21 protein-coding genes are annotated in these 21,153 nt (G+C 67.1%); 17 read left to right on the top strand and 4 right to left on the bottom strand.

The window, feature by feature from the left end:
• The 13 genes from ftsW to dnaE all read left to right on the top strand — a co-directional run bounded on the left by ftsW (window position 1) and on the right by dnaE (window position 14,684).
• On the top strand, window positions 1-1,329 hold the full coding sequence (gene ftsW / locus AC2JAJ_RS20295) for a putative lipid II flippase FtsW (RefSeq protein ID WP_486414740.1): 1,329 nt from the start codon (window positions 1-3) through the stop codon (window positions 1,327-1,329).
• A gap of 6 nt (window positions 1,330-1,335) precedes the next feature.
• Window positions 1,336-2,436 carry an undecaprenyldiphospho-muramoylpentapeptide beta-N-acetylglucosaminyltransferase gene (gene murG, locus AC2JAJ_RS20290; protein WP_486414741.1) on the top strand — a complete coding sequence of 367 codons (1,101 nt, stop codon included), beginning with the start codon at window positions 1,336-1,338 and terminating at the stop codon, window positions 2,434-2,436.
• On the top strand, window positions 2,433-3,806 hold the full coding sequence (gene murC, locus AC2JAJ_RS20285) for a UDP-N-acetylmuramate--L-alanine ligase (RefSeq protein WP_486414742.1): 1,374 nt from the start codon (window positions 2,433-2,435) through the stop codon (window positions 3,804-3,806). The genes murG and murC overlap by 4 nt, the downstream gene beginning before the upstream one ends.
• The gene (locus AC2JAJ_RS20280) at window positions 3,799-4,716 is read left to right on the top strand and encodes a cell division protein FtsQ/DivIB (protein ID WP_486414743.1); all 918 of its coding nucleotides are present in this window, start codon (window positions 3,799-3,801) and stop codon (window positions 4,714-4,716) included. Before murC ends, AC2JAJ_RS20280 begins: the two co-directional genes overlap by 8 nt.
• Before the next feature lie 185 nt (window positions 4,717-4,901).
• Window positions 4,902-6,140, top strand: a complete 1,239-nt coding sequence (gene ftsZ, locus AC2JAJ_RS20275) for a cell division protein FtsZ (protein WP_221387501.1) — start codon at window positions 4,902-4,904, stop codon at window positions 6,138-6,140.
• Between the two features lie 8 nt (window positions 6,141-6,148).
• On the top strand, window positions 6,149-6,838 hold the full coding sequence (locus AC2JAJ_RS20270) for a purine nucleoside phosphorylase YfiH/LACC1 family protein (protein ID WP_486414744.1): 690 nt from the start codon (window positions 6,149-6,151) through the stop codon (window positions 6,836-6,838).
• Window positions 6,831-7,589 (top strand): YggS family pyridoxal phosphate-dependent enzyme, encoded by a 759-nt coding sequence (locus tag AC2JAJ_RS20265; RefSeq protein ID WP_486414745.1) that lies wholly within the window; start codon window positions 6,831-6,833, stop codon window positions 7,587-7,589. The genes AC2JAJ_RS20270 and AC2JAJ_RS20265 overlap by 8 nt, the downstream gene beginning before the upstream one ends.
• 90 nt (window positions 7,590-7,679) lie before the next feature.
• The gene (locus AC2JAJ_RS20260; RefSeq protein ID WP_221387504.1) at window positions 7,680-8,210 is read left to right on the top strand and encodes a cell division protein SepF; all 531 of its coding nucleotides are present in this window, start codon (window positions 7,680-7,682) and stop codon (window positions 8,208-8,210) included.
• A gap of 118 nt (window positions 8,211-8,328) precedes the next feature.
• On the top strand, window positions 8,329-8,616 hold the full coding sequence (locus tag AC2JAJ_RS20255; protein ID WP_454485225.1) for a YggT family protein: 288 nt from the start codon (window positions 8,329-8,331) through the stop codon (window positions 8,614-8,616).
• Window positions 8,617-8,795: 179 nt separating this feature from the next.
• Window positions 8,796-9,479 carry a DivIVA domain-containing protein gene (locus AC2JAJ_RS20250; RefSeq protein WP_221387506.1) on the top strand — a complete coding sequence of 228 codons (684 nt, stop codon included), beginning with the start codon at window positions 8,796-8,798 and terminating at the stop codon, window positions 9,477-9,479.
• 88 nt (window positions 9,480-9,567) lie between these two features.
• Complete coding sequence (lspA, locus tag AC2JAJ_RS20245; RefSeq protein ID WP_473697519.1) at window positions 9,568-10,140, top strand: signal peptidase II; 573 nt, start codon at window positions 9,568-9,570, stop codon at window positions 10,138-10,140.
• Complete coding sequence (locus AC2JAJ_RS20240; RefSeq protein WP_486414746.1) at window positions 10,133-11,059, top strand: RluA family pseudouridine synthase; 927 nt, start codon at window positions 10,133-10,135, stop codon at window positions 11,057-11,059. Before lspA ends, AC2JAJ_RS20240 begins: the two co-directional genes overlap by 8 nt.
• 67 nt (window positions 11,060-11,126) lie before the next feature.
• The gene (gene dnaE / locus AC2JAJ_RS20235) at window positions 11,127-14,684 is read left to right on the top strand and encodes a DNA polymerase III subunit alpha (RefSeq protein ID WP_221387509.1); all 3,558 of its coding nucleotides are present in this window, start codon (window positions 11,127-11,129) and stop codon (window positions 14,682-14,684) included.
• 64 nt (window positions 14,685-14,748) lie between these two features.
• Here dnaE and AC2JAJ_RS20230 read toward each other — a convergent pair whose 3' ends face one another.
• Window positions 14,749-15,249 carry a flavin reductase family protein gene (locus AC2JAJ_RS20230; RefSeq protein ID WP_308287940.1) on the bottom strand — a complete coding sequence of 167 codons (501 nt, stop codon included), beginning with the start codon at window positions 15,247-15,249 and terminating at the stop codon, window positions 14,749-14,751.
• 138 nt (window positions 15,250-15,387) lie between these two features.
• Here AC2JAJ_RS20230 and AC2JAJ_RS20225 point away from each other — a divergent pair, with 138 nt between their 5' ends.
• The 3 genes from AC2JAJ_RS20225 (at window position 15,388) to nrdR (ending at window position 17,929) form a co-directional block, all read left to right on the top strand.
• Window positions 15,388-15,915: a hypothetical protein gene (locus AC2JAJ_RS20225; protein ID WP_486414747.1), complete on the top strand. Its 528-nt coding sequence runs from the start codon at window positions 15,388-15,390 to the stop codon at window positions 15,913-15,915.
• Window positions 15,916-15,919: 4 nt separating this feature from the next.
• Window positions 15,920-17,293 carry a histidinol dehydrogenase gene (gene hisD, locus AC2JAJ_RS20220; protein WP_486414748.1) on the top strand — a complete coding sequence of 458 codons (1,374 nt, stop codon included), beginning with the start codon at window positions 15,920-15,922 and terminating at the stop codon, window positions 17,291-17,293.
• A gap of 135 nt (window positions 17,294-17,428) precedes the next feature.
• Window positions 17,429-17,929 carry a transcriptional regulator NrdR gene (gene nrdR / locus AC2JAJ_RS20215; RefSeq protein ID WP_221387512.1) on the top strand — a complete coding sequence of 167 codons (501 nt, stop codon included), beginning with the start codon at window positions 17,429-17,431 and terminating at the stop codon, window positions 17,927-17,929.
• 51 nt (window positions 17,930-17,980) lie between these two features.
• Here nrdR and ppgK read toward each other — a convergent pair whose 3' ends face one another.
• Together ppgK and map are read right to left on the bottom strand one after the other, a co-directional pair.
• Entirely contained in the window at window positions 17,981-18,784 is an 804-nt protein-coding gene (gene ppgK, locus AC2JAJ_RS20210) for a polyphosphate--glucose phosphotransferase (protein WP_221387513.1), read from the bottom strand.
• Window positions 18,785-18,910: 126 nt separating this feature from the next.
• The gene (map, locus tag AC2JAJ_RS20205; RefSeq protein ID WP_221387514.1) at window positions 18,911-19,789 is read right to left on the bottom strand and encodes a type I methionyl aminopeptidase; all 879 of its coding nucleotides are present in this window, start codon (window positions 19,787-19,789) and stop codon (window positions 18,911-18,913) included.
• A 118-nt stretch (window positions 19,790-19,907) separates the two neighbouring features.
• On the opposite strand from map, the gene AC2JAJ_RS20200 reads away from it, so the two are divergent.
• Complete coding sequence (locus tag AC2JAJ_RS20200; protein WP_221387515.1) at window positions 19,908-20,072, top strand: SPOR domain-containing protein; 165 nt, start codon at window positions 19,908-19,910, stop codon at window positions 20,070-20,072.
• A 159-nt stretch (window positions 20,073-20,231) separates the two neighbouring features.
• Here the strand turns inward: AC2JAJ_RS20200 and panB are convergent, their stop codons facing one another.
• Window positions 20,232-21,128 carry a 3-methyl-2-oxobutanoate hydroxymethyltransferase gene (panB, locus tag AC2JAJ_RS20195; protein WP_486414749.1) on the bottom strand — a complete coding sequence of 299 codons (897 nt, stop codon included), beginning with the start codon at window positions 21,126-21,128 and terminating at the stop codon, window positions 20,232-20,234.
• Window positions 21,129-21,153 lie beyond the last annotated feature (25 nt).

The following is a 21,153-nucleotide window of genomic DNA, read 5'->3' as shown; positions in this document are numbered from 1 at the left end:
ATGGTCAGCACGCCCACCCGGCCGCAGGCTGGCAAGCCGCGCCCCGGGTCCACCGCCACGGCAGCACGGGGCAAGGCCGCACCCGTCGAGAGGCTGCGGACCATCTACCGCAGGTTCTGGTCCGCCCTGGAGGGAACGGGCACGTCACGGAACGGCTCCACCTACTACCTCATCCTCGGGGCCACCCTGGCCCTGACGGCCATCGGGATCATGATGGTCCTGTCGGCCTCAAGCGTCGAATCCATCGCCGCGGGCAAGTCGCCGTACGGGGACGCCCTGAAGCAGGGCATCTTCGCGGCGCTGGGCATCTTCACCATGTTCGTGCTCTCGCGCGTCAACGTCGTCTGGCTCAAGCGGCTCGCCTGGCCGGGCATCGGCGCGGCCGTGGTGCTCCTGGGCCTGGTGCAGGTCATCGGCGACGAGATCAACGGCAACCGGAACTGGATCGACCTCGGCGGGGTGACCTTCCAGCCGTCCGAGGCAGCCAAACTCGCCCTCGCCCTCTGGATGGCCACCGTCCTCGCCCGGAAGGGGAAGCTGATCAGCCGCTGGCAGCACGTGCTGGTCCCGGCGGTGCCCGTGGCCGCGCTCATCGTCGGCCTGGTCCTGGTGGGCAACGACCTTGGCACCGCGATGATCATCATGATGATCGTCGCGGCCGCCCTCTTCTTCGCCGGCGTCCCCCTCTACCTCTTCGGCATCGCCGGCATCGTGGCCGCCGCAGGCACCGCCGTCATGGCCGTCACCAGCTCGAACCGCATGTGCCGCATCACCTCATGGTGGACGGGCCAGTCGTGCGCCGACGGGATCGACGCGAACTACCAGGCCACGAACGGCCTCTATGGCCTCGCCTCGGGCGGGTGGCTCGGGGTGGGCCTGGGGCAGAGCCGGCAGAAGTACAGCTGGATCCCCGAAGCGCACAACGACTTCATCTTTGCCATCATCGGCGAGGAACTCGGGCTGGTGGGGACCGTCGTCGTCCTGATCCTCTTTGCCATCCTCGGCGCCGCCATCTACCGCGTCGTGGTGGCCCAGGCAGACATGTTCCACCGGGTCCTGGCGGGCACCATCATGGTCTGGCTGCTTGGCCAGGCCACCGTGAACATGTCGGTGGTGACGGGGCTGATGCCGGTGATCGGTGTTCCCCTGCCCTTTATCTCCTACGGCGGCTCGGCGCTGCTGATGTCGCTGTGTGCCATCGGAGTGGTCCTGTCCCTGGCCCGGGAGCAGATGGCCCCCGCCATGCGCCCCAAGCGGATGCTCACATTCAAGGCCCGGAAGGGGCGGGGCGCCAAGCCCCAACAAAAAACTGCAAGGAAGCGTGCCTAACCAGAGATGACTCCGACCCAACCCTCCATCGTCCTGGCCGGCGGCGGAACGGCAGGCCACATCAGCCCGCTGCTCGCCATCGCCGCCGCCCTGCGGAGCGCCTCGCCTGAGGCCGCCATCCTCGCCGTGGGAACACCATCCGGGATGGAGACCCGGCTGGTTCCCGCCGCAGGCGTCAAACTGGCCACTATCGACCGCGTGCCCTTCCCGCGGAGGCCATCGGCCGACCTGTTGCGCCTGCCTGCCCGGCTGGCCGGCGCCGTCCGCCAGGCCGGAGCCATCCTGGACAACGCGGCGGCAGACGTCCTGGTGGGCGTGGGCGGCTACGTCTGCACCCCCATGTACCTCGCGGCGCGGAAGCGGCGGATCCCCATCGTGATCCATGAAGCGAATGCCCGGCCCGGGCTCGCGAACCGCGTGGGCGCCCTCCTGAACGCCCGCGTTGCCGTGGCTTTCGAGGGGACACCCCTGCGCAATGCCGTGCACGTCGGTATGCCCATGCGCACCGAAATCTCCGGACTTGACCGCAAAACCGCCCGCGCCGCGGCCCGCGAAGCACTCGGGCTCGACCCCCACCAGCCCACCCTGATCGTCACCGGCGGGTCCTCGGGCGCCCAAAGCATCAACCGCACCATCGCCTCGGCCGTGGGGCAGCTGTCCGCCGCGGACATCCAGACCCTGCACATCACGGGCCGCGGCAAGACCGTCCTGGACGAGGGGGGACAGCCGCTGGCCGCCCCCGGCTACCGCCAGGTGGAGTACGTCGACGGCATGGAGCTTGCCTACGCGGCAGCGGACCTGCTGCTGGCGCGGTCGGGCGCCGCCACGGTATGCGAGGTGGCAGCCGTCGGCGTTCCCGCCATCCTGGTGCCCCTGCCGATCGGCAACGGGGAGCAGGCGCTCAACGCCGCCGGCCTTGTCGCCGCGGGTGGAGCCCTGCTGGTCGCTGACCGGGATTTCACTGCCGACTGGGTCTCCAGGGAACTGGTCCCGCTGATCACCGACAAAGCACGGCTCGCCGGCATGGAAGCCAATTCCTACCGGCTGGGCATCCGAAACGCCGACCAGCGCATGGCTGGCCTCATCCTGGAAGCGGTATTCGCATGAACCCCAACAGCGCAGGCCTGGACACCCTTGGCCGGGTGCACTTCATCGGCATCGGGGGAGTAGGCATGTCTGCCGTGGCCCGGATCATGGTGGCCCGCCGGGTTCCCGTCAGCGGCTCCGACGCCAAGGACCTGCCCGTCATGGCCGACCTTGCCGCAGCCGGCGCCCGGATCGCCGTCGGCTACGACGCTGCACACCTGGGTGACGCGCAGACAGTGGTTGCCGGCTCGGCCATCCGGGACGACAACCCCGAGCTTGCGGCCGCACGGCAGGCCGGGCTGCCGGTGCTGCACCGTTCCCAGGCCCTGGCCGCCACCATGGGCAATGACACCGTGGTGACCGTCGCGGGAACGCACGGCAAGTCCACCACGACGTCGATGATCACCGTCCTGCTGCAGGGCGCGGGACTCGATCCCTCCTTCGCCATCGGGGCCAACGTTCCTGCCCTCGGCGTCAACGCCGCATCCGGGCAGTCCGGTATCTTCGTGGCCGAGGCAGACGAATCCGACGGTTCCTTCCTCAACTACCGGCCGCGCATCGCCGTCGTCACCAACGTGGAGCCCGACCACCTGGACTTCTATGGCACGGCTGAAGCGGTGTATGAGTCCTTCGACCGCTTCACCGCACTGCTGCCCGCCGACGGCGTGCTGGTTGCCTGCGCTGACGACGCCGGCGCCCTGGCGCTGGCCGGCAGGACCAAGGCCCGCGGCAACACCCGGGTCATCCTGTACGGCACCGGCGGCGACGCGGATGTAAAGCTGCTCGACGGCGGTCCCGGCCACGTGTCCGTATCCACGGCCCAGGGGCAGTTCGACCTTGCCCTGCAGGTACCCGGCCGGCACAACGCGCTCAACGCGGCAGCCGCCTTTGCCGTGGCCCTGGAACTGGGAGTCGAACCTGCCGCGGCAGCAGCCGGGCTGGCCAGGTTCTCGGGGGCATCCCGCCGCTTTGAACTGAAGGGCTCGGAACGGGGGGTGCGCGTCTTCGACGACTATGCGCACCACCCCACGGAAGTTCGGGCTGCGCTTGCGGCGGCGCGTTCCGTCGCGGGAAACCACAAGGTCCACGTGCTGTTCCAGCCGCACCTGTTTTCCCGAACCCGTGAGTTCGCGCAGGAGTTTGCCGACGCGTTGAACCTTGCCGACACCGCACTGGTCCTGGACATCTACCCCGCGCGGGAGGATCCCATTCCCGGGGTCACGAGCCAGCTCATCGCGGACCACCTGCAGGCAGGAGGCCGGGTTGTGGCTGCCGGGGACGCCGTTGCGGCGGTCGCGGCCGAGGCGGCCGACGGGGACATCGTCCTGACCGTGGGTGCAGGGGATGTCACCGCGTACGGCCCCAGGATTGTCGAGGCGCTGCGTGGCTAGCACCCGCCGCCCCACCTACTCGCCGGCCAACCGGAACAGGCGGCCCGAAACAGGGCCCGGAAACGGTGCGAAGAAAGAGACTTCCGGTGGCGCCGCGGGTGACGTGATTACGGCGTCCCGCAGTATCCCGGACGACGCTGCAACCGCCGCTGCACGGGAGCCGGCGAAGGATCAGAAACCCGCGGGTGCCACGGTCCTGGCGTTTCCGGAGCCCAAGGGCAAACGGCGCCGGAAGAGGCTGCTGCTGGTGGCGGGAACGGTGCTGGCACTCGTTGCCGGGTTGCTGGCGGCCGCCGTCTACTCGCCGCTGCTGGCACTGCAGAGCATCTCCGTCTCCGGGACGCGGCTCACCACGCCCGGGCAGGTGGAGGCCGCGCTGGAACCTCTGCGGGGCAGGCCCCTGCCGCAGATCACCGACGACGAGGTGCGCGGCCTCCTCGGGTCGTTGGTCCAGGTCAAGTCGGTGACGGTGGAGGCGCGGCCGCCATCCACCCTCGCTGTCGCGGTGCATGAACGCATGCCAGTGGCGCTGGTCAAGCAGGGGGAGCAGTACCAGCTCGTGGACGTCGACGGCGTCCAGCTGGCCACCACGGATGATCCGGCGTCGGCTTCCCTGCCGGTGATCGACGGCGGTGCCGGCGCCATCGGCCAGGACCTGTTCCGGGCCACCGCCGCGGTCCTGGCCGCCTTGCCCGCAGATGTCCTGGCGAAGCTTTCCAACGCCTCCGCCCAGTCGGTGGACGCCGTCGAACTCAAGCTTGTGGACGGCCAGACCATCGTCTGGGGCAACGCCTCGGAGAAGGAGCTCAAGGCCCGCGTCCTGGCGGCGCTCCTCAAGGCTCCGGTTGACCCCAAGAACCCGGTCCGGGTCTACGATGTCAGCGTGCCGCGCCAGCCCGTGACGCGGTGAGCACTTTCTTTTCCGGTATTAATCCGACACGCGGACCCGGTCATTGAATGTCCGAACCAGAGGAAATACCGTCACAGACAAGAGTTACTTGACATAACTATAACCTTCAAGTCGAAGGTTAAGGTTGCGTCCTTCAAGCTCTCCATCAGTTTTTCGCAATAAGACACGAACAAGGGACACGTAACGTGGCAGCTCCGCAGAATTACTTGGCCGTCATCAAAGTCGTCGGCATCGGCGGCGGTGGCGTGAACGCAGTCAACCGCATGATCGAGGTCGGGCTTCGGGGTGTTGAGTTCATCGCGATCAATACCGACGCCCAGGCACTGCTGATGAGCGACGCCGACGTGAAGCTCGACGTCGGACGCGAGCTGACCCGTGGCCTCGGAGCAGGTGCCAACCCGGAGGTCGGCAAGCAGGCCGCCGAGGACCACGCGGACGAAATCGAGGAAGTCCTGCGCGGCGCCGACATGGTGTTCGTGACGGCCGGCGAAGGCGGCGGAACCGGCACCGGCGGCGCGCCCGTCGTCGCCCGGATTGCCCGGTCCCTCGGCGCCCTGACCATCGGCGTCGTCACCCGTCCGTTCACCTTCGAGGGCCGCCGCCGCGCCGGCTCCGCAGAGGCCGGCATCGACGCCCTGCGCGACGAAGTCGACACCCTGATCGTGATCCCCAACGACCGCCTGCTGTCCATCAGCGACCGCAACGTCTCGGTCCTGGACGCCTTCCGCTCCGCGGACCAGGTGCTGCTCTCGGGTGTCCAGGGCATTACCGACCTCATCACCACCCCTGGCCTGATCAACCTCGACTTCGCCGACGTGAAGTCGGTCATGCAGGGTGCCGGCTCCGCGCTGATGGGCATCGGTTCGGCCCGGGGCGAGGACCGCGCCGTCAAGGCGGCCGAACTGGCCATCGCCTCGCCGCTGCTGGAAGCTTCGATCGATGGCGCCCACGGCGTGCTGCTTTCCATCCAGGGTGGCTCGGACCTCGGCCTGTTCGAGATCAACGAGGCCGCCCGGCTGGTCCAGGAGGTAGCACACCCCGAGGCCAACATCATCTTCGGTGCCGTCATTGACGACGCCCTGGGTGACGAAGCCCGCGTCACAGTGATCGCCGCCGGGTTCGACGACGTCAAGGCGACGTCGCCGTCCATGGACCAGTCCCAGCCCCAGGCCGCTCCGCAGCGCCCGGCCGCCCCGGCAGCCGCGCCCGCGTCGGCCCAGCCTCAGTCGGGCGGCACGCACCAGGCCAGTGTGCAGCCGATCCACGCCGGTGTTGGCGCGGCGGGACTGAGCAACTGGGGCCAGCAGCGTCCGTCGGCCGTCCCTGCTGATTCCGGCTTCGACGTCGACCTGCCGTCCGTCGTGGAGCCGGACCTGACCGGCACCCACCCGGACGACCTGGATGTCCCCGACTTCCTGAAGTAGGCACCGGCTTGTTCCATTGGCGCGCCGGCATCCTCCCGGGGGTGTCGGCCGCATTCACTGACGCCGGAGCCGGCAACCTGGCCCTGCACGTGGGCGACGACCCTGCAGCTGTCCAGGAGCGCCGGCGCCGCGTGGAGCAGTCCATCGGCGTGGCTCCCCAGTCGCTCCGCTTCATGAACCAGGTCCACGGCGCAAACGTTGCTGTCATGGATGCCGGTTCGCCGTCGCCGGAAGCAGACGGCATGGTGTCCCGGGGCCTGCCGCTGGCAGTCATGGTGGCCGACTGCATTCCCGTTTTGCTTGCCGGTACTGCGGCCACCGGTCCAGTCCTCGCCGCCGTCCATGCCGGACGCCCGGGCGTTGCCAGCGGCGTGCTTCCTGCCGCAGTGGACAGGATGGCCTCCCTCGGTGCCTCCGGCATCCGGGCGTGGCTTGGTCCATCGATCTGTGGCGCCTGCTACGAGGTTCCCGCTGCCCTTCGCGACGAGGTGGCTGAACTGGTACCCGCGAGCTGGAGCGCCACCTCGTGGGGAACGCCCGCGCTGGACCTTCCGGCCGGAGCCCGCAGCCAGCTCGAGGCGGCAGGGGTGCAGGTGGAATACTCGGGCACCTGCACGCTGGAGGCGGAGAGCCTGTATTCGTACCGGCGGGACCGGAACACCGGCCGCTTCGCCGGAGTGGTGTGGTGCCATGACTGACACCCCTGCCCACGACGAACCAGGGACCGATCCCCGGACCGCTGAACTGGCGGAACGCCTCGCAGCGGTCCGCCGGCGCATCTCCGCCGCCGCCGAAGCCGCCGGGCGCGCCGACCGGCCGCCCTCACTCATCGTGGTCACAAAATTCCACCCGGCCGCGGACATCAGGCGGCTCGCCGCCCTGGGCGTCACGGACGTGGGCGAGAACCGGGACCAGGAGGCAGCCGCGAAAGCGGCCGAACTCGCCGACTGCCCTCTTACCTGGCACTTCGTTGGCCAGCTCCAGACGAAGAAGGCCAAGTCCGTGGTCCGCTACGCCTCGGCAGTGCACTCGGTGGACCGCGAGCAGCTGGTAGAGGCCCTGGCAAAGGCGGCCCGGAATGAAATGGACGCCAGCGGACGGCCGCCCCTGGACTGCTACATCCAGGTCAACCTTGAAGACCATGCAGGCGACGCCGGCACGCACCGGGGAGGGGCTGTCCCGGCCGACGTCCCGGTGCTGGCGGAGAGGATCGCCGCGGAGCCCGGCCTGAACCTTGCCGGGGTCATGGCGGTTGCCCCCCTGGGCCTGCCGCCGGGGCCCGCCTTCGAGAAGCTGGCCGCGATTTCCGCGCGCCTGGTGGCGGAGCATCGCGGCGCCACAGCCATCTCGGCGGGCATGAGCCAGGACCTGGAAGACGCCATCAAGTTCGGGGCGACACACCTGCGAATCGGTTCCGATATTCTCGGTTCCCGTCCCGCAGTGGGGTAGCGTCGGTCCTGTTGGAAGTGATGGGCGGGGGACTCCAGTGCTGTCGAATCATTGGGCGGCCCGCTTACGGGACACGATTAGGAGTCGACCATGGCCGGCGCTCTGCGCAAGACAATGATCTATCTTGGGCTCGCCGACGGCGACGAGCATTACGAGCCCGAGCAACAGACCACACGTAAGGATGAGGACGAAACAATGGAAGTTGACCGCGAGGAACGCCGTGCGCCTGCACCGGTCCGCGAAGTCAGCCGTGAGGCGTCCTACACCCCTGAAGAGGAATACCGCGCCCCTGTGACTCCGATAAAGCGTGCGGCATCGAGCCGTGAAGAGAACACCGGCCTCCGCCAGATCACCACGATCCACCCGCGCTCCTACAACGACGCCAAACTCATCGGTGAGAGCTTCCGGGACGGCATTCCGGTGATCATGAACGTCACCGACATGGGCGAGGCCGACGCCAAGCGTCTGGTGGACTTTTCTGCCGGGCTGGTATTCGGCCTTCGCGGCAGCATCGAACGGGTGACCAACAAGGTATTCCTGCTCTCGCCGTCGTACGTGGAAGTCATCGGCGATGACAAGAAGGCCAGCGACACGCAGGCCAGTTTCTTCAACCAAAGCTGAACATCAGGATGCGGCCGGATGCCAGGCAGGGACACCTGTCTGGCATCTGTGCTGAAATAGAGAAGACGCTCGGCAACACCGCGGCACCACCGCTGGATACGGAGATATGAATTAAGCCATGGCAATTGTTTTCGCACTGGTCTATCTCGCGCTGCTGCTCTTCTTTATCGCCCTCATCATCCGCCTGGTCTTCGACTGGGTGCAGATGTTCGCGAGGGAGTGGCGCCCCAGGGGTGCCGCCCTGGTGGTGGCGCACACCGTGTACTCCATCACCGATCCTCCCCTCAAGGGCCTGCGGCGGATGATCCCGCCCCTGCGGCTGGGGGGCATCTCGCTGGACCTGGGCTTCCTGATCCTTTTCATCGGGGTCAGCATTGCGATGAACATCACCAGGGGCCTTGCCTGATTTACCGACACGGCCCAGCTGCGCAGCGGTGCTCTCCGGCGGGGAACAGTTACTGTGAAAGCGAAGAAAGCTCGAGTTTGACACCGCAGTGTTGAATTAGAGTAAGCAGACCAAATTTAGGTACCGTAGTTTTGACGGCCGGAAGGCCTACTGACTAACCAGACCAGTGAGGTGACCAGATGGCTTTGACGCCAGAAGACGTTGTCAACAAGCGCTTTCAGCCCACCAAGTTCCGTGAGGGCTACGACCAGGACGAGGTTGACGACTTCCTGGACGAGATCGTCGTCGAGCTTCGCCGCCTGAACCAGGAAAACGACGAACTTCGCAAGAAGCTCGCCGAAGCCGGTTCCAGCGTTCCGGCAAGCTCAGCCACCGCACCCGTGGTGGAAAAGGTCCCCGCGCCCGTCAAGGCCGACAAGGACGAGGCCCGCGAGAAGGCAGAGGCTGAAGCCAAGGCTGCCGAAGCCGCCAAGAAGAAGGACGTCCAGCCGGCTCCGGTTGCTGCCGCCCCCGCTGCCGGTTCTCCTGCCGCCACCGCATCCGCCGAGTCCGCTGCCGGCCTGCTGGCCATGGCCCAGCAGATGCACGACCGCCACGTCGCCGACGGACAGGCCCAGAAGGACAAGATCATCGCCGAAGCGCAGATCGAAGCCAGCAGCCTCGTCAACGACGCCCAGGAGAAGTCCCGGAAGATCCTCGGTGCACTGGAACAGCAGCGTTCGGTCCTCGAGCGCAAGGTGGAGCAGCTGCGCGGCTTCGAACGCGACTACCGCTCACGCCTGAAGGCCTACATCGAGGGCCAGCTCCGCGACCTCGAAGCCCGTGGCTCGGTTGCGACGCCGGAAGTCAGCGAAGCCAATTAACCTGGCAGCACGTATTCTGAAAGCCGGTGGCTGAGGATTCCTCGGCCACCGGCTTTTGGCATCACCCGGTATTACGAATGAAAGCACCATGACTGACGAACTTGCCGCCGACGCCGCACGCCCTGTCCCGCCCTCCCAGCGCCCGCGCCGGGCTGTGCTGCTGTCCCTCTTCGCCGGATTCGCGGTGTTTGCCTATGTCCTGGACCAGCTGACCAAACTCTGGGTCACCTCCACCATGGTCGAGGGCGAGCGGATCCCAGTGCTGCCGCCCCTCCTGCACTGGTACTTCATCCGGAACTCCGGGGCCGCGTTTTCCATCGGCGAGAACATCACTTGGGTGTTTTCCCTCATCATGGCCGGAGTCGCCATCGCGATCCTCTTCCAGGTCCGCAGGCTGGGATCCGCCTGGTGGGCCCTGGCGCTTGGCCTCCTGCTGGGCGGTGCCCTCGGAAACCTCACCGACCGGCTCTTCCGTGAACCGTCCTTCGGGATGGGGCATGTGGTGGACTTCATCCAACTGCCCAACTTCGCGATCTTCAACATCGCCGACTCCGCCGTGGTGTCCGCCGTCGGCATCATCTGCATCCTGACCATCCGGGGCATAGCCCTCGACGGCACCCGCGTGGGCGGCGGACGCAAGGACGGGCCCGGCCATGACTGAGCGCATCGTTATCGAAGAAGCATTCGGCGGAACACGCGCGGACGCCGGGCTGGCAGGAATCCTGGGAATCTCGCGGTCCGTTGCCGCCTCGCTGCTGGCGGAGGGCCATGTGCTGCACGGTGGCAAGACGCTGGGCAAGTCGGCAAAACTCGTGGCCGGGGATGTCCTGGACATCACGGTGCCGGAACGGCGCAACCCGCTGGAAGTCGTGGAGGAACCTGTGGAAGGCCTGAACATCCTGCTCGACGACGACGATTTCGTCGTCGTGGACAAGCCCGTGGGCGTAGCGGCGCACCCGTCACCCGGTTGGGTGGGGCCCACCGTCGTGGGCGGCCTGGCCGCCGCCGGCTACCGCATCTCCACGTCCGGCGCCCCCGAGCGGGCCGGCATCGTCCACCGGCTCGACGTCGGCACCTCCGGTGTGATGGTCGTCGCAAAGTCGGAGCGGGCCTACACCGCGCTCAAGCGGGCGTTCAAGGAACGCACAGTCGACAAGGTCTACCACGCTGTGGTGCAGGGACTCCCGGACCCCTTGACCGGAACCATTGACGCGCCAATCGGCCGACACCCCGGACACGACTGGCGCTTCGCCGTGATCGAGGACGGCCGCCCCTCCGTCACCCACTACGAGGTACTTGAGGCCTTCGGCAAGGCCAGCCTGGTGGAAGTGCACCTCGAAACCGGCCGGACGCACCAGATCCGCGTCCACTTCTCCGCGCTCCGGCACCCCTGCGCCGGTGACCTCACCTACGGCGCAGACCCGCGGCTGGCTGCAAACCTCGGACTGACGCGGCAGTGGCTGCACGCAAGGGAGCTGTCGTTTGACCACCCGGTGACGGGGGAGCGCGTCACGGTCACCAGCGACTATCCGCAGGACCTGGCCTACGCCCTGGACATCCTGGGATCGGGGCAGGCCTGACAGGCCGGTGCGCCAGACACGCGGGCCGCAGCCCGGACGCCCGGGAGGCAGCGCTTAGAATAGTGCGGTGAGTTCCAGCAATGATTCGTTTGTCCACCTGCACACCCACACCGAATATTCCATGCTGGATGGAGCTGCCCGCCTGGGGGAGCTGTTCGACGAGACCGAGCGCCTTGGCATGCCTGCCCTTGCCACGACGGACCACGGCTACCTGTTCGGTGCTTTCGATTTCTGGCAGAAGGCCCAGGCCAAGGGCATCAAGCCGATCATCGGCGTCGAAGCCTATGTGACTCCGGGCACCGCGCGGACGGACAAGGAACGCGTGCGGTGGGGCGACGAATCCCAGCGCAAGGACGACGTCTCCGGTGGTGGCTCCTACACGCACATGACGCTGCTGAGCTACAACAACGTGGGCATGCGGAACCTGTTCCGCGCCTCCTCCATCGCGTCGCTGGACTCCGTCTTCGGCAAGTGGCCCCGGCTGGACCGCGAACTGCTGAACACCTATTCCGAGGGCCTCATCGCCACCACGGGATGCCCCTCCGGCGAAGTCCAGACCCGGCTGCGCCTCGGCCAGTACCGCGAAGCCCTGGAAGCGGCGGCCGAATTCCGGGACATCTTCGGCGCGGAGAACTACTTCTGTGAACTGATGGACCACGGGCTTGATATCGAACGCCGTGTCACGGGGGACCTGCTGCGGCTCGCCAAGGACCTGAACCTGCCCCTGGTGGCCACGAACGACCTCCACTACACGCACGAGCACGACGCCAAGGCGCACGAGGCCCTGCTGGCCATCCAGTCCGGTTCCACCCTACTGGAGCCGACGTACGACAACGGCGGCTCGCGCTTCGCCTTCTCCGGCAGCGGTTACTACCTCAAATCACCACAGGAGATGCGGGAGCTCTTCCGCGACCACCCGGATGCCTGCGATAACACCCTGCTCATCGCGGAGCGGTGTGAGGTGTCCTTCAACACCGACGCCAACTACATGCCCCGGTTCCCCTGCCCGCCGGGCGAGGACGAGACCTCGTGGCTGGTCAAGGAAGTGGACAAGGGACTGAAGTACCGGTACCCCGGCGGCGTCCCGGACGATGTCCGGAAACAGGCCGACTACGAGCTCGGCGTCATCACGTCCATGGGCTTCCCGGGCTACTTCCTGGTGGTTGCCGACTTCATCAACTGGGCCAAGAACAACGGCATCCGGGTGGGCCCCGGCCGTGGCTCGGGTGCAGGCTCCATGGTGGCCTACGCGATGCGCATCACCGACCTTGACCCGCTGCGGCACGGGCTGATCTTCGAACGGTTCCTGAACCCGGACCGCGTCTCCATGCCCGACTTCGACGTCGACTTCGATGACCGGCGCCGCTCCGAGGTCATCGACTACGTGACCCGCAAATACGGCGACGAGCGCGTGGCCATGATCGTCACCTACGGCACGATCAAGACCAAGCAGGCCCTCAAGGACTCATCCCGCGTCCTCGGCTACCCGTTCAGCATGGGCGAGACGCTGACCAAGGCGCTGCCGCCGGCCGTCATGGCCAAGGACATTCCGCTCGCGGACATCCAGAACCCCGAGGCCAAGCGGTATTCCGAGGCCGGCGACTTCCGGCAGCTGATCGCCACCGATCCCGAGGCCGCCAAGGTCTTCGAGACGGCACTGGGCATCGAGGGCCTGAAGCGCCAGTGGGGCGTGCACGCCGCCGGCGTCATCATGTCCTCGGACCCCATCATCGACGTCATCCCGATCATGCGCCGCTTCCAGGACGGCCAGGTCATCACCCAGTTCGACTACCCGACGTCCGAGGGCCTGGGCCTGATCAAGATGGACTTCCTGGGCCTGCGGAACCTCACGATCATTTCCGACGCCCTTGAGAACATCAAGATGAACCGGGGCATCGACCTGGACCTGGAAAACCTCGAACTGGACGACGCCGCCTCCTACGAACTCCTGGCACGCGGTGACACCCTGGGCGTCTTCCAGCTCGACGGCGGTCCCATGCGGTCGCTGCTCAAGCTCATGAAGCCTGACAACTTCGAAGACATCTCCGCCGTCCTCGCGCTCTACCGGCCGGGCCCCATGGGCGCCAACGCCCACACGGACTATGCACTGCGCAAGAACGGGATCCAAGAGGTCATCCCCATCCACCCGGAACTTGAGGAACCCCTCCGCGAGATCCTGGGCGGCACCTTCGGCCTGATCGTGTACCAGGAGCAGGTCATGGCCGTCGCGCAGAAGCTGGCAGGCTACTCGCTGGGCCAGGCAGACATTTTGCGCCGCGCGATGGGCAAGAAGAAGAAGTCCGAGCTGGATAAGCAGTTCGCCGGCTTCTCCCAGGGCATGCAGGACAACGGCTACTCCATGGAAGCCGTCAAGACTTTGTGGGACATCCTGCTGCCGTTCTCCGACTACGCCTTCAACAAGGCCCACTCGGCGGCGTACGGCGTCATCTCCTACTGGACCGCGTACCTCAAGGCGCACTACGCGCCCGAGTACATGGCCGCGCTGCTGACCTCGGTGGGTGACGACAAGGACAAGTCCGCCATCTACCTGAATGAGTGCCGCCGCATGGGCATCACGGTGCTGCCGCCGGATGTCAACGAGTCCGCCCTGAACTTCACCCCTGTGGGCAACGACATCCGCTTCGGCATGGGCGCCATCCGCAACGTGGGCGTCAACGCCGTCGAGGCCATGGTGGCTGCCCGTGAAAGCGAGGGCGCCTTCACGTCCTTCAAGGACTACCTGATGAAAGTCCCGGCCGTGGTCTGCAACAAGCGGACCATCGAATCGCTGATCAAGTCCGGCGCGTTCGATTCACTGGGCCACCATCGCCGCGCCCTGGCGATGGTCCATGAAGAGGCCATCGATTCCGTCATCACCCTCAAGCGCAACGAGGCGATCGGCCAGTTCGACCTCTTCGCCGGGTTCGACGAAGCCGAATCGGAAGCGTCCCTCAGCATCGAGATTCCGGACCTGCCCGAGTGGGAAAAGAAGGACAAGCTCTCCTTCGAGCGGGACATGCTGGGCCTGTACGTCTCGGACCACCCGCTGCAGGGCCTGGAAGGCCTCCTGGCCCAGCACGCGGAGATGAGCATCACGTCCATCCTGGGCGAGGACGGGCCGCAGGACGGTGCCATCATCACCATCGCCGGCATGATCACCTCCCTGAGCCGGCGGATCGCCAAGGCCAGCGGCAACGCGTATGCCCGCGCCGAAGTGGAGGACCTGGGCGGTTCGATTGAAGTGATGTTCTTCGGCCAGGTCTACGGGCCCATCGCCTCCGTGCTCGCCGAGGACCTGATCGTGGTGGTCAAGGGCAGGCTGCAAAAGCGCGACGACGGCGCCATCACGCTGAACTGCATGGAACTGTCCGTTCCGGACCTCAGCGAGGGGCTGCACGGGCCGCTGGTGATCACCATGCCCACGCACAAGGCCACCGAAGCCGTGGTCACCGAACTCGGCGACGTCCTGCGCACGCACCGGGGCAACTCGGAGGTCCGGCTGCACCTGCAGGGGGACACCCGCACGGAGATCATGGGCCTGCCAGTCCACCTGCGGGTGAACCCCAGCCCTTCGCTCTTCGGTGACCTGAAAGTCCTGCTGGGCCCCGCCTGCCTGGACGCCTGACAGAGGCGCGGACGACGGCGGGAAGCACCTCCCGCCGTCGTCCGCGCCTTTTTGCCGGGCTGGCCTAGATCTCGTAGTCGAGGGGAACGGGCTGCCCGTAGGCGCCGCCGTGGTACAGCAGCGGCGAGCCGTCGCCGCCCACCTGGCCGTCCACCACCTGGACCACCACCACGGCGTTGTTCTCGAAGGACAGCCGCATCTGCACCTCGCCGATCAGCCACCCGGCGACGTCCTTCAGGATGGGCACCCCCCGGGGCCCGATCTCCCAGTGGTTGCCTTCGAACCTGTTACCTGGCCGCGCAAACCGGGCGGCCAGCTCCTGGTTCTCCAGGCCCAGCATGTGGACGCCCAGGTACTGCGTGTTGGCGACGGCGGGCCAGGACCTGGAACTGCGTGCCATGTTGAAGGTGAAGCGCGGGGGCTTCGCGGACAGCGAGGCCACGGAGGTGGCGGTGAAACCGTAGGGCTCGTCCTGGTAGTTCACCGTGATGATGGCGACGCCTGCGGCATGGCGCCGGAACATCTCCCTGAACGTCTGCTCGAACGGCGCGGTGTTGTCGGTCACCGGAACTCCTGGCGATAAGTGGCGTGTCTCTTACTCCAAGCCTATTGGGCTTTCGGGCCGCCGTGGAAAACCCGCAGCAGCACACCCCACGCCACCCGGCGCCGGGGGATATGGGGAACCTTTGTTAAGGTGTGTTGCATGACGAATTTTGTCCGGCCCGCCCGGCTGCCCTGGAGCATGTTGCTGGTCCCGGCGGCGGCGGGAATTCCAGCCGGCATTCTCTGGTGGGTCCTGGCACCGGGCGGCCTGAACCTCCTTACCAGGGACCCCGCCCTGGCAACGGGCGGCAACCCGGTGGTGTGGCTTCCGCGTGACCTGACCCTCGCAGGCATCATGGTGCTGGCCGGCTGCCTGCTGGCGGTGTTCCTGTCCGACGGGAAGCGCAGGGACCCGCAGGCGGCGCTGCTGATGGGGCTGGCGGGGGCGTTGGCCGGCAGCATTGTGGCGTGGCAGACGGGCCTCCTCGCTGCCCGGCTCTGGGGTCCGGCGGCGGACGCTTCGGCCAACGCCAGCGTCGCCTTCTCCCTGCGTGCCTGGCCCGTCCTGCTGCTGTGGCCCGGCGCCACGGCCGTCTCGGTCTTCGTCCTGGAACTGGTGACCCTGCTCGGCCGGAAGCCCGCGGATGGCGGGCCGGGAACTCCGGGCAGTTTCAGCGCCGTAAAATAGGCGGGTGACCATTTCCCCGGAGTTCCCTGTCCCAGCGACTGCCGCCGTAGATTTCCGCACCATTGACCTTCGCGGGCGCAGCATGAGCCTCGCCGCGCTGCGCGCCGCCGTCCCGCGGGCCCAGGGCCAGACCATGGCGGACGCCGAGGAAAAGGTCCTGGACATCATCTCCGCTGTACGCGGGCGCGGTTTTGCTGCCCTGGCCGAGCTGGCCCGGAAGTTCGACGGCGTGGAGCAGGACCACCCGCTGGTCCCGGCACAGGCAATCGCCGACGCCCTGGCCGGGCTGGATCCCGCCGTGCGGACCGCGCTGGAGGAGTCCATCAGCCGGGCCCGGAAGTTCGCGGACGGACAGCGGCCCCGCAACGTCGACGTCGAACTCGGCGACGGCGCGGTGGTGAGCCAGAACTGGGTTCCCGTGGCGCGCGTGGGCCTGTACGTTCCCGGCGGCCTTGCCGTCTACCCGTCGTCCGTGATCATGAACGTTGTTCCCGCACTCGCCGCCGGCGTCGAGTCCATTGCCCTGGCCTCGCCCCCGCAGAAGGAGTTCGGCGGACTGCCGCACCCCACCATCCTGGCTGCGGCGGCCCTGCTGGGAATCACCGAGGTGTACGCCATCGGTGGTGCGCAGGCCATCGCCGCCTTCGCCTACGGGGCGGAAGGCAACGCCCACGGCCCGACGCTGGAGCCCGTGGACGTGGTGACCGGCCCGGGGAATATCTTCGTCGCCACCGCCAAGCGGCTGGTGAAGGGCGTCGTGGGGATCGATTCGGAGGCGGGAACCACCGAGATCGCCGTCCTGGCCGATGACTCCGCCCGGCCCGCGCTGGTCGCGGCGGACCTGGTGAGCCAGGCCGAGCATGACCCCAAGGCGGCTTCGGTACTGATCACCGATTCCGAGGAACTTGTGACGGCAGTCCGCGCCGAACTGGAGCGGCAGGCAGGCATCACCAAGCACTCCGCGCGCGTCCGGGAGGCCCTCTCCGGCCCGCAGTCCGGCGCTGTGCTGGTGGACGGACTGGAGCAGGGCATCGCGGCCTGTGACGCCTACGCCGCAGAGCACCTGGAGATCATGACGCGGGACGCTGCGAAGGTGGCGGCATGCATCCGCAACGCCGGCGCCATCTTCGTGGGCGATTACAGCCCGGTCAGCCTGGGCGACTACTGCGCCGGCTCGAACCACGTGCTGCCCACCAGCGGCACCGCTGCCTTCTCCTCGGGACTGAACGTCACCACTTTCCTGCGGGCCATCCAGGTCATCAACTACAGTGAGTCCGCCCTGGCCGAGGTCAGCAGCCACATCGTCAACCTGTCCCGGGCGGAGGACCTGCCGGCCCACGGAGACGCCGTGACGGCCCGGTTCCCGGAGACGCCGTAGCTACTACATGTAGTAATTACAGGATTGTTATTCCCCCAGATATGGCCGTAAACTGAAAGACGCCACAGCATTGCCGCCCGGCGGCGCTGATGGCCCTGACCACGTTGCACACCACGAGCGAGAAGGGGGAACGCCATGTATTGCCCGTTCTGCCGCAACCCCGATTCCCGCGTAGTGGACAGCCGGATGGCTGACGACGGGTCAGCAATCCGCCGGCGCCGCCAGTGCCCCGAATGCGGCCGCCGCTTCACCACGGTCGAAACCACCAGCCTGTCCGTCATCAAGCGCTCGGGCGTGGGGGAGCCGTTCAGCCGGAGCAAGGTCATCAACGGCGTGCGGAAAGCCTGCCAGGGGCGGCCCGTGAGCGAGGACGACCTCGCCCTGCTCGCCCAGGAGGTGGAGGAGCAGATCAGGGCTTCCGGAGCTGCCGAGATCGACGCCCACGAGGTTGGCCTCGCCATCCTTGGCCCCCTGCAGAAGCTCGACAAGGTGGCCTACCTCCGCTTCGCCAGCGTCTACCAGGCTTTCGAGTCCCTTGAGGATTTTGAAACAGCCATTGCCCTGCTCCGCCATGAGGCCGAGGATGACGCCAAGGGCGCATCGGGCGCGAAGAGCTCCGAGAAGAGCCCGCTCTAGACTCCGGTGGCGGCAGCGGAGGGGAAGCCGCAGCCGCCACCGGCACCAGCGCTACTTGGCCAGTTTGTGCTGGAGCGCGATTTCCAGGGCGGCGCCCACAATTCCTGCCTCGTTGCGCAGCACGGCAGGCACGATCGGCGTGCGGAGCTTGAGGTTGGGAAGGTATTCATCCGCGCGCTTCGAAATACCGCCGCCCACGATGAACAGTTCCGGCGAGAACAGGAACTCGACATGCGAGAAGTAGCGCTGCAGCAGCACGCTGTACTCGTCCCACGACAGGCCGTCCCGTTCCCGTGCCACGGCGGACGCCTTCGACTCGGCGTCGAAACCGTCGATTTCCAGGTGTCCCAGCTCAGCGTTCGGCACCAGCTTGCCGTCGAAGATGAAGGCTGATCCGATGCCGGTGCCCAGCGTGATGACCAGGACGGTGCCGGACACGCCCGCGCCGGCGCCGTAGCGGGCTTCGGCCAGGCCTGCGGCATCGGCGTCGTTGATGACCTCAACCGGCCGGCCCAGCCGCGCGGTGAGGAGCGCGTCGATGTCCGTCTCCAGCCAGCTCTTGTCCACGTTGGCGGCCGAATGGACCACACCGTGCTGGATGATGCCGGGGAACGTCACGCCGACGGGCGAACCGGCGGCAGGCGCCTCGGGCCGGGCCGAGAGTTCCGCCACCACCAGGGCCACGGCTTCGGCCACCGCCTCCGGGGTGGCGGGCTGCGGGGTGGGCACGCGGAACCGGTCACCCAGGAGCTTGCCCTTCTTCAGGTCGACAATGCCGCCCTTGATACCCGTTCCACCGATATCGATGCCGATCAGCGGTTCGTTCTTGTGCGGCTTCTCGTCGTTCTTGGCCAATGCGGTTTTCCGTTCGTGACAGGGGCGGGCAGGTAAGGGGCGCATCGGGGCGCCCCTGGTGTGGATTCTCCGGCGTGGACCGGTTCTGCGTGCTTGGTTCTACGTGCTTTTGCCGGTGGGGCCCGGTCAGGGGAGGGTCAGGATTTCTGCGCCGGTCTCGGTGACCAGCAGCGTGTGTTCGAACTGCGCCGTGCGCTTGCGGTCCCTGGTGACCACCGTCCAGTCGTCGCTCCACATGTCCCATTCCACCGTGCCCAGCGTGAGCATCGGCTCGATGGTGAACACCATGCCGGCCTCGATGACGGTGTTGTAGGCAGGGGCGGCGTCGTAGTGGGGAATGATCAGGCCGGTGTGGAAGGCCTCGCCGACGCCGTGGCCGGTGAAGTCGCGCACCACGCCGTAGCCGAAGCGCTTGGCATAGGACTCGATGGCACGGCCGATGATGTTGATCTCCCGGCCCGGGGCCACCGCCTTGATGGCCCGGTTCAGCGACTCCCGGGTCCGTTCCACCAGCAGCCGGGACTCCTCGTCGACGTCGCCCACCAGGAAGGTGTAATTCGTGTCGCCGTGGACACCGTCGATGTACGCCGTGATGTCGATGTTCAGGATGTCGCCGTCCTGGACCACCGTGCTGTCCGGAATGCCGTGGCAAATAACCTCGTTCAGGGACGAACACAGCGACTTGGGGAAGCCGCGGTAGCCCAGGGTAGAGGGGTAGGCGTGGTGGTCGAGCAGGAATTCGTGGCCCACCTTGTCCAGCTGGTCCGTGGTGACGCCTGGCTGGATGTGCTTTCCGACCTCCACGATGGCCTGGGCTGCGATCTTTCCGGCGACCCGGATCTTCTCGATCGTCCCGGCGGACTTGACCTCGGATCCGGTGAACTTGGCCGGGGCAGGCTTGCCGACATACTCCGGGCGGGGGATGGACGCCGGAACGGGACGCTGCGGGCTGACGGCTCCAGGGGTGAGGGTGCCGATGGGTGCAGTCGAGGCAAGGGAAGGCATAGATTGATCATATAAGGCACCGCTGAACGCCCAATAACCGACAGGCGGCGAAGACCCGCCGCGGGGTTTAAGTTACGTGGGTCACCCTGCGGTGCCCCCGACGGAACGAGGAGCAACGATGACCGAGTATTGGTTCAACATCAACACCCACGAGGTGGAAGAGGACCGGCTGTCGGACTGGAGCCAGCTCATTGGCCCGTACAAGACCAGGGCCGAAGCCGAGCATGCTTTGGAGAAGGTGAAGGCGCGCAACGAGGCCTGGGAAAAGGGCGACGACGACTGAACAGGTGGCGGGCGCAGGGGCGCCTGGGCGGCGCTCCTCCGCGGACTGCCTCGGCCGCGGGCGGCCTCACCTTGACGTCCGCTTCCGGAGCACCACCAGACGCCGACACGTCACCCGCCCGTTGCGGTCAGGTCGCCTGTTTCAGGGCCGTTCAAAAAGTTAGAAGGAATGTTCCGGGCCGGGGAACGCGCCTGACCGGACGTCCTCGCCGTAGGCCGTCGCGGCGTCCAGGAGGGTGCTGCGCAGGTCCGCGTACTGCTTGACGAACTTCGCCATCCGGCCGCCGCGCAGCCCTGCCATGTCCTGCCACACCAGCACCTGGCCGGTGGTTGCCTTGCCCGCGCCGATGCCTACGGTGGGGACGTCGACTGCAGCGTCGACCGCCGCGGCGGTTTCGGCCGGTACCATCTCCATCAGCACGCAGAACGCGCCTGCCCCGGCCAGGGCCTGGGCGTCGTCAATCAGCCGCTGCGCGTCGTCGCCGCGGCCCTGGACCCGGTAGCCGCCCAGGGCGTGTTCGCTCTGCGGGGTGAATCCGATGTGCGCCATGACCGGAATGCCCGCCTGAACCATCGCCCGGACCGTTGGCGCGTAATACTTTCCGCCCTCGATCTTCACGGCGTGGGCCAGGCCTTCCTTCAGGAACCGGACGCCGGCGGCGACCGCCTGTTCGGCCGAGACTTCGTAACTGCCGAAGGGAAGGTCCGCCACCACCAGGGCGCGCTTGGCCGACCGCGCAACAGCCCGGCACAGCGGCAGCAACTCATCCACGGTGACGGGCAGGCTGGTCTCATTGCCGAACACGTTGTTGGACGCCGAGTCCCCGACCAGAAGGACTTCGATGCCGGCGGCGTCGAAAATCTCGGCGGTGTACTGTTCGTAGGCGGTCAGCATGGCGAACCGCGTTCCGTTCTTCTTGGCCTGCTGCAGGTGGTGGATGCGGACCTTCGCCGGCTTCCGTTCCGCAGCGGCAGCGGGCTGTTGCCCGGGCCCGCTGCCGTAGGGGGCGGGTACGTCGGCGGACACGCTTGAGTCGGAACTGTTGCTGGAAGCCATGGGATGAGCGTAATGCGGTACCCGC

The sequence above is a fragment of the Arthrobacter sp. MOO21 genome (genome assembly GCF_057369995.2).
The sequence above is the reverse complement of the archived record's forward strand: the minus strand, read 5'-3'. Positions and strand labels throughout refer to the sequence as shown.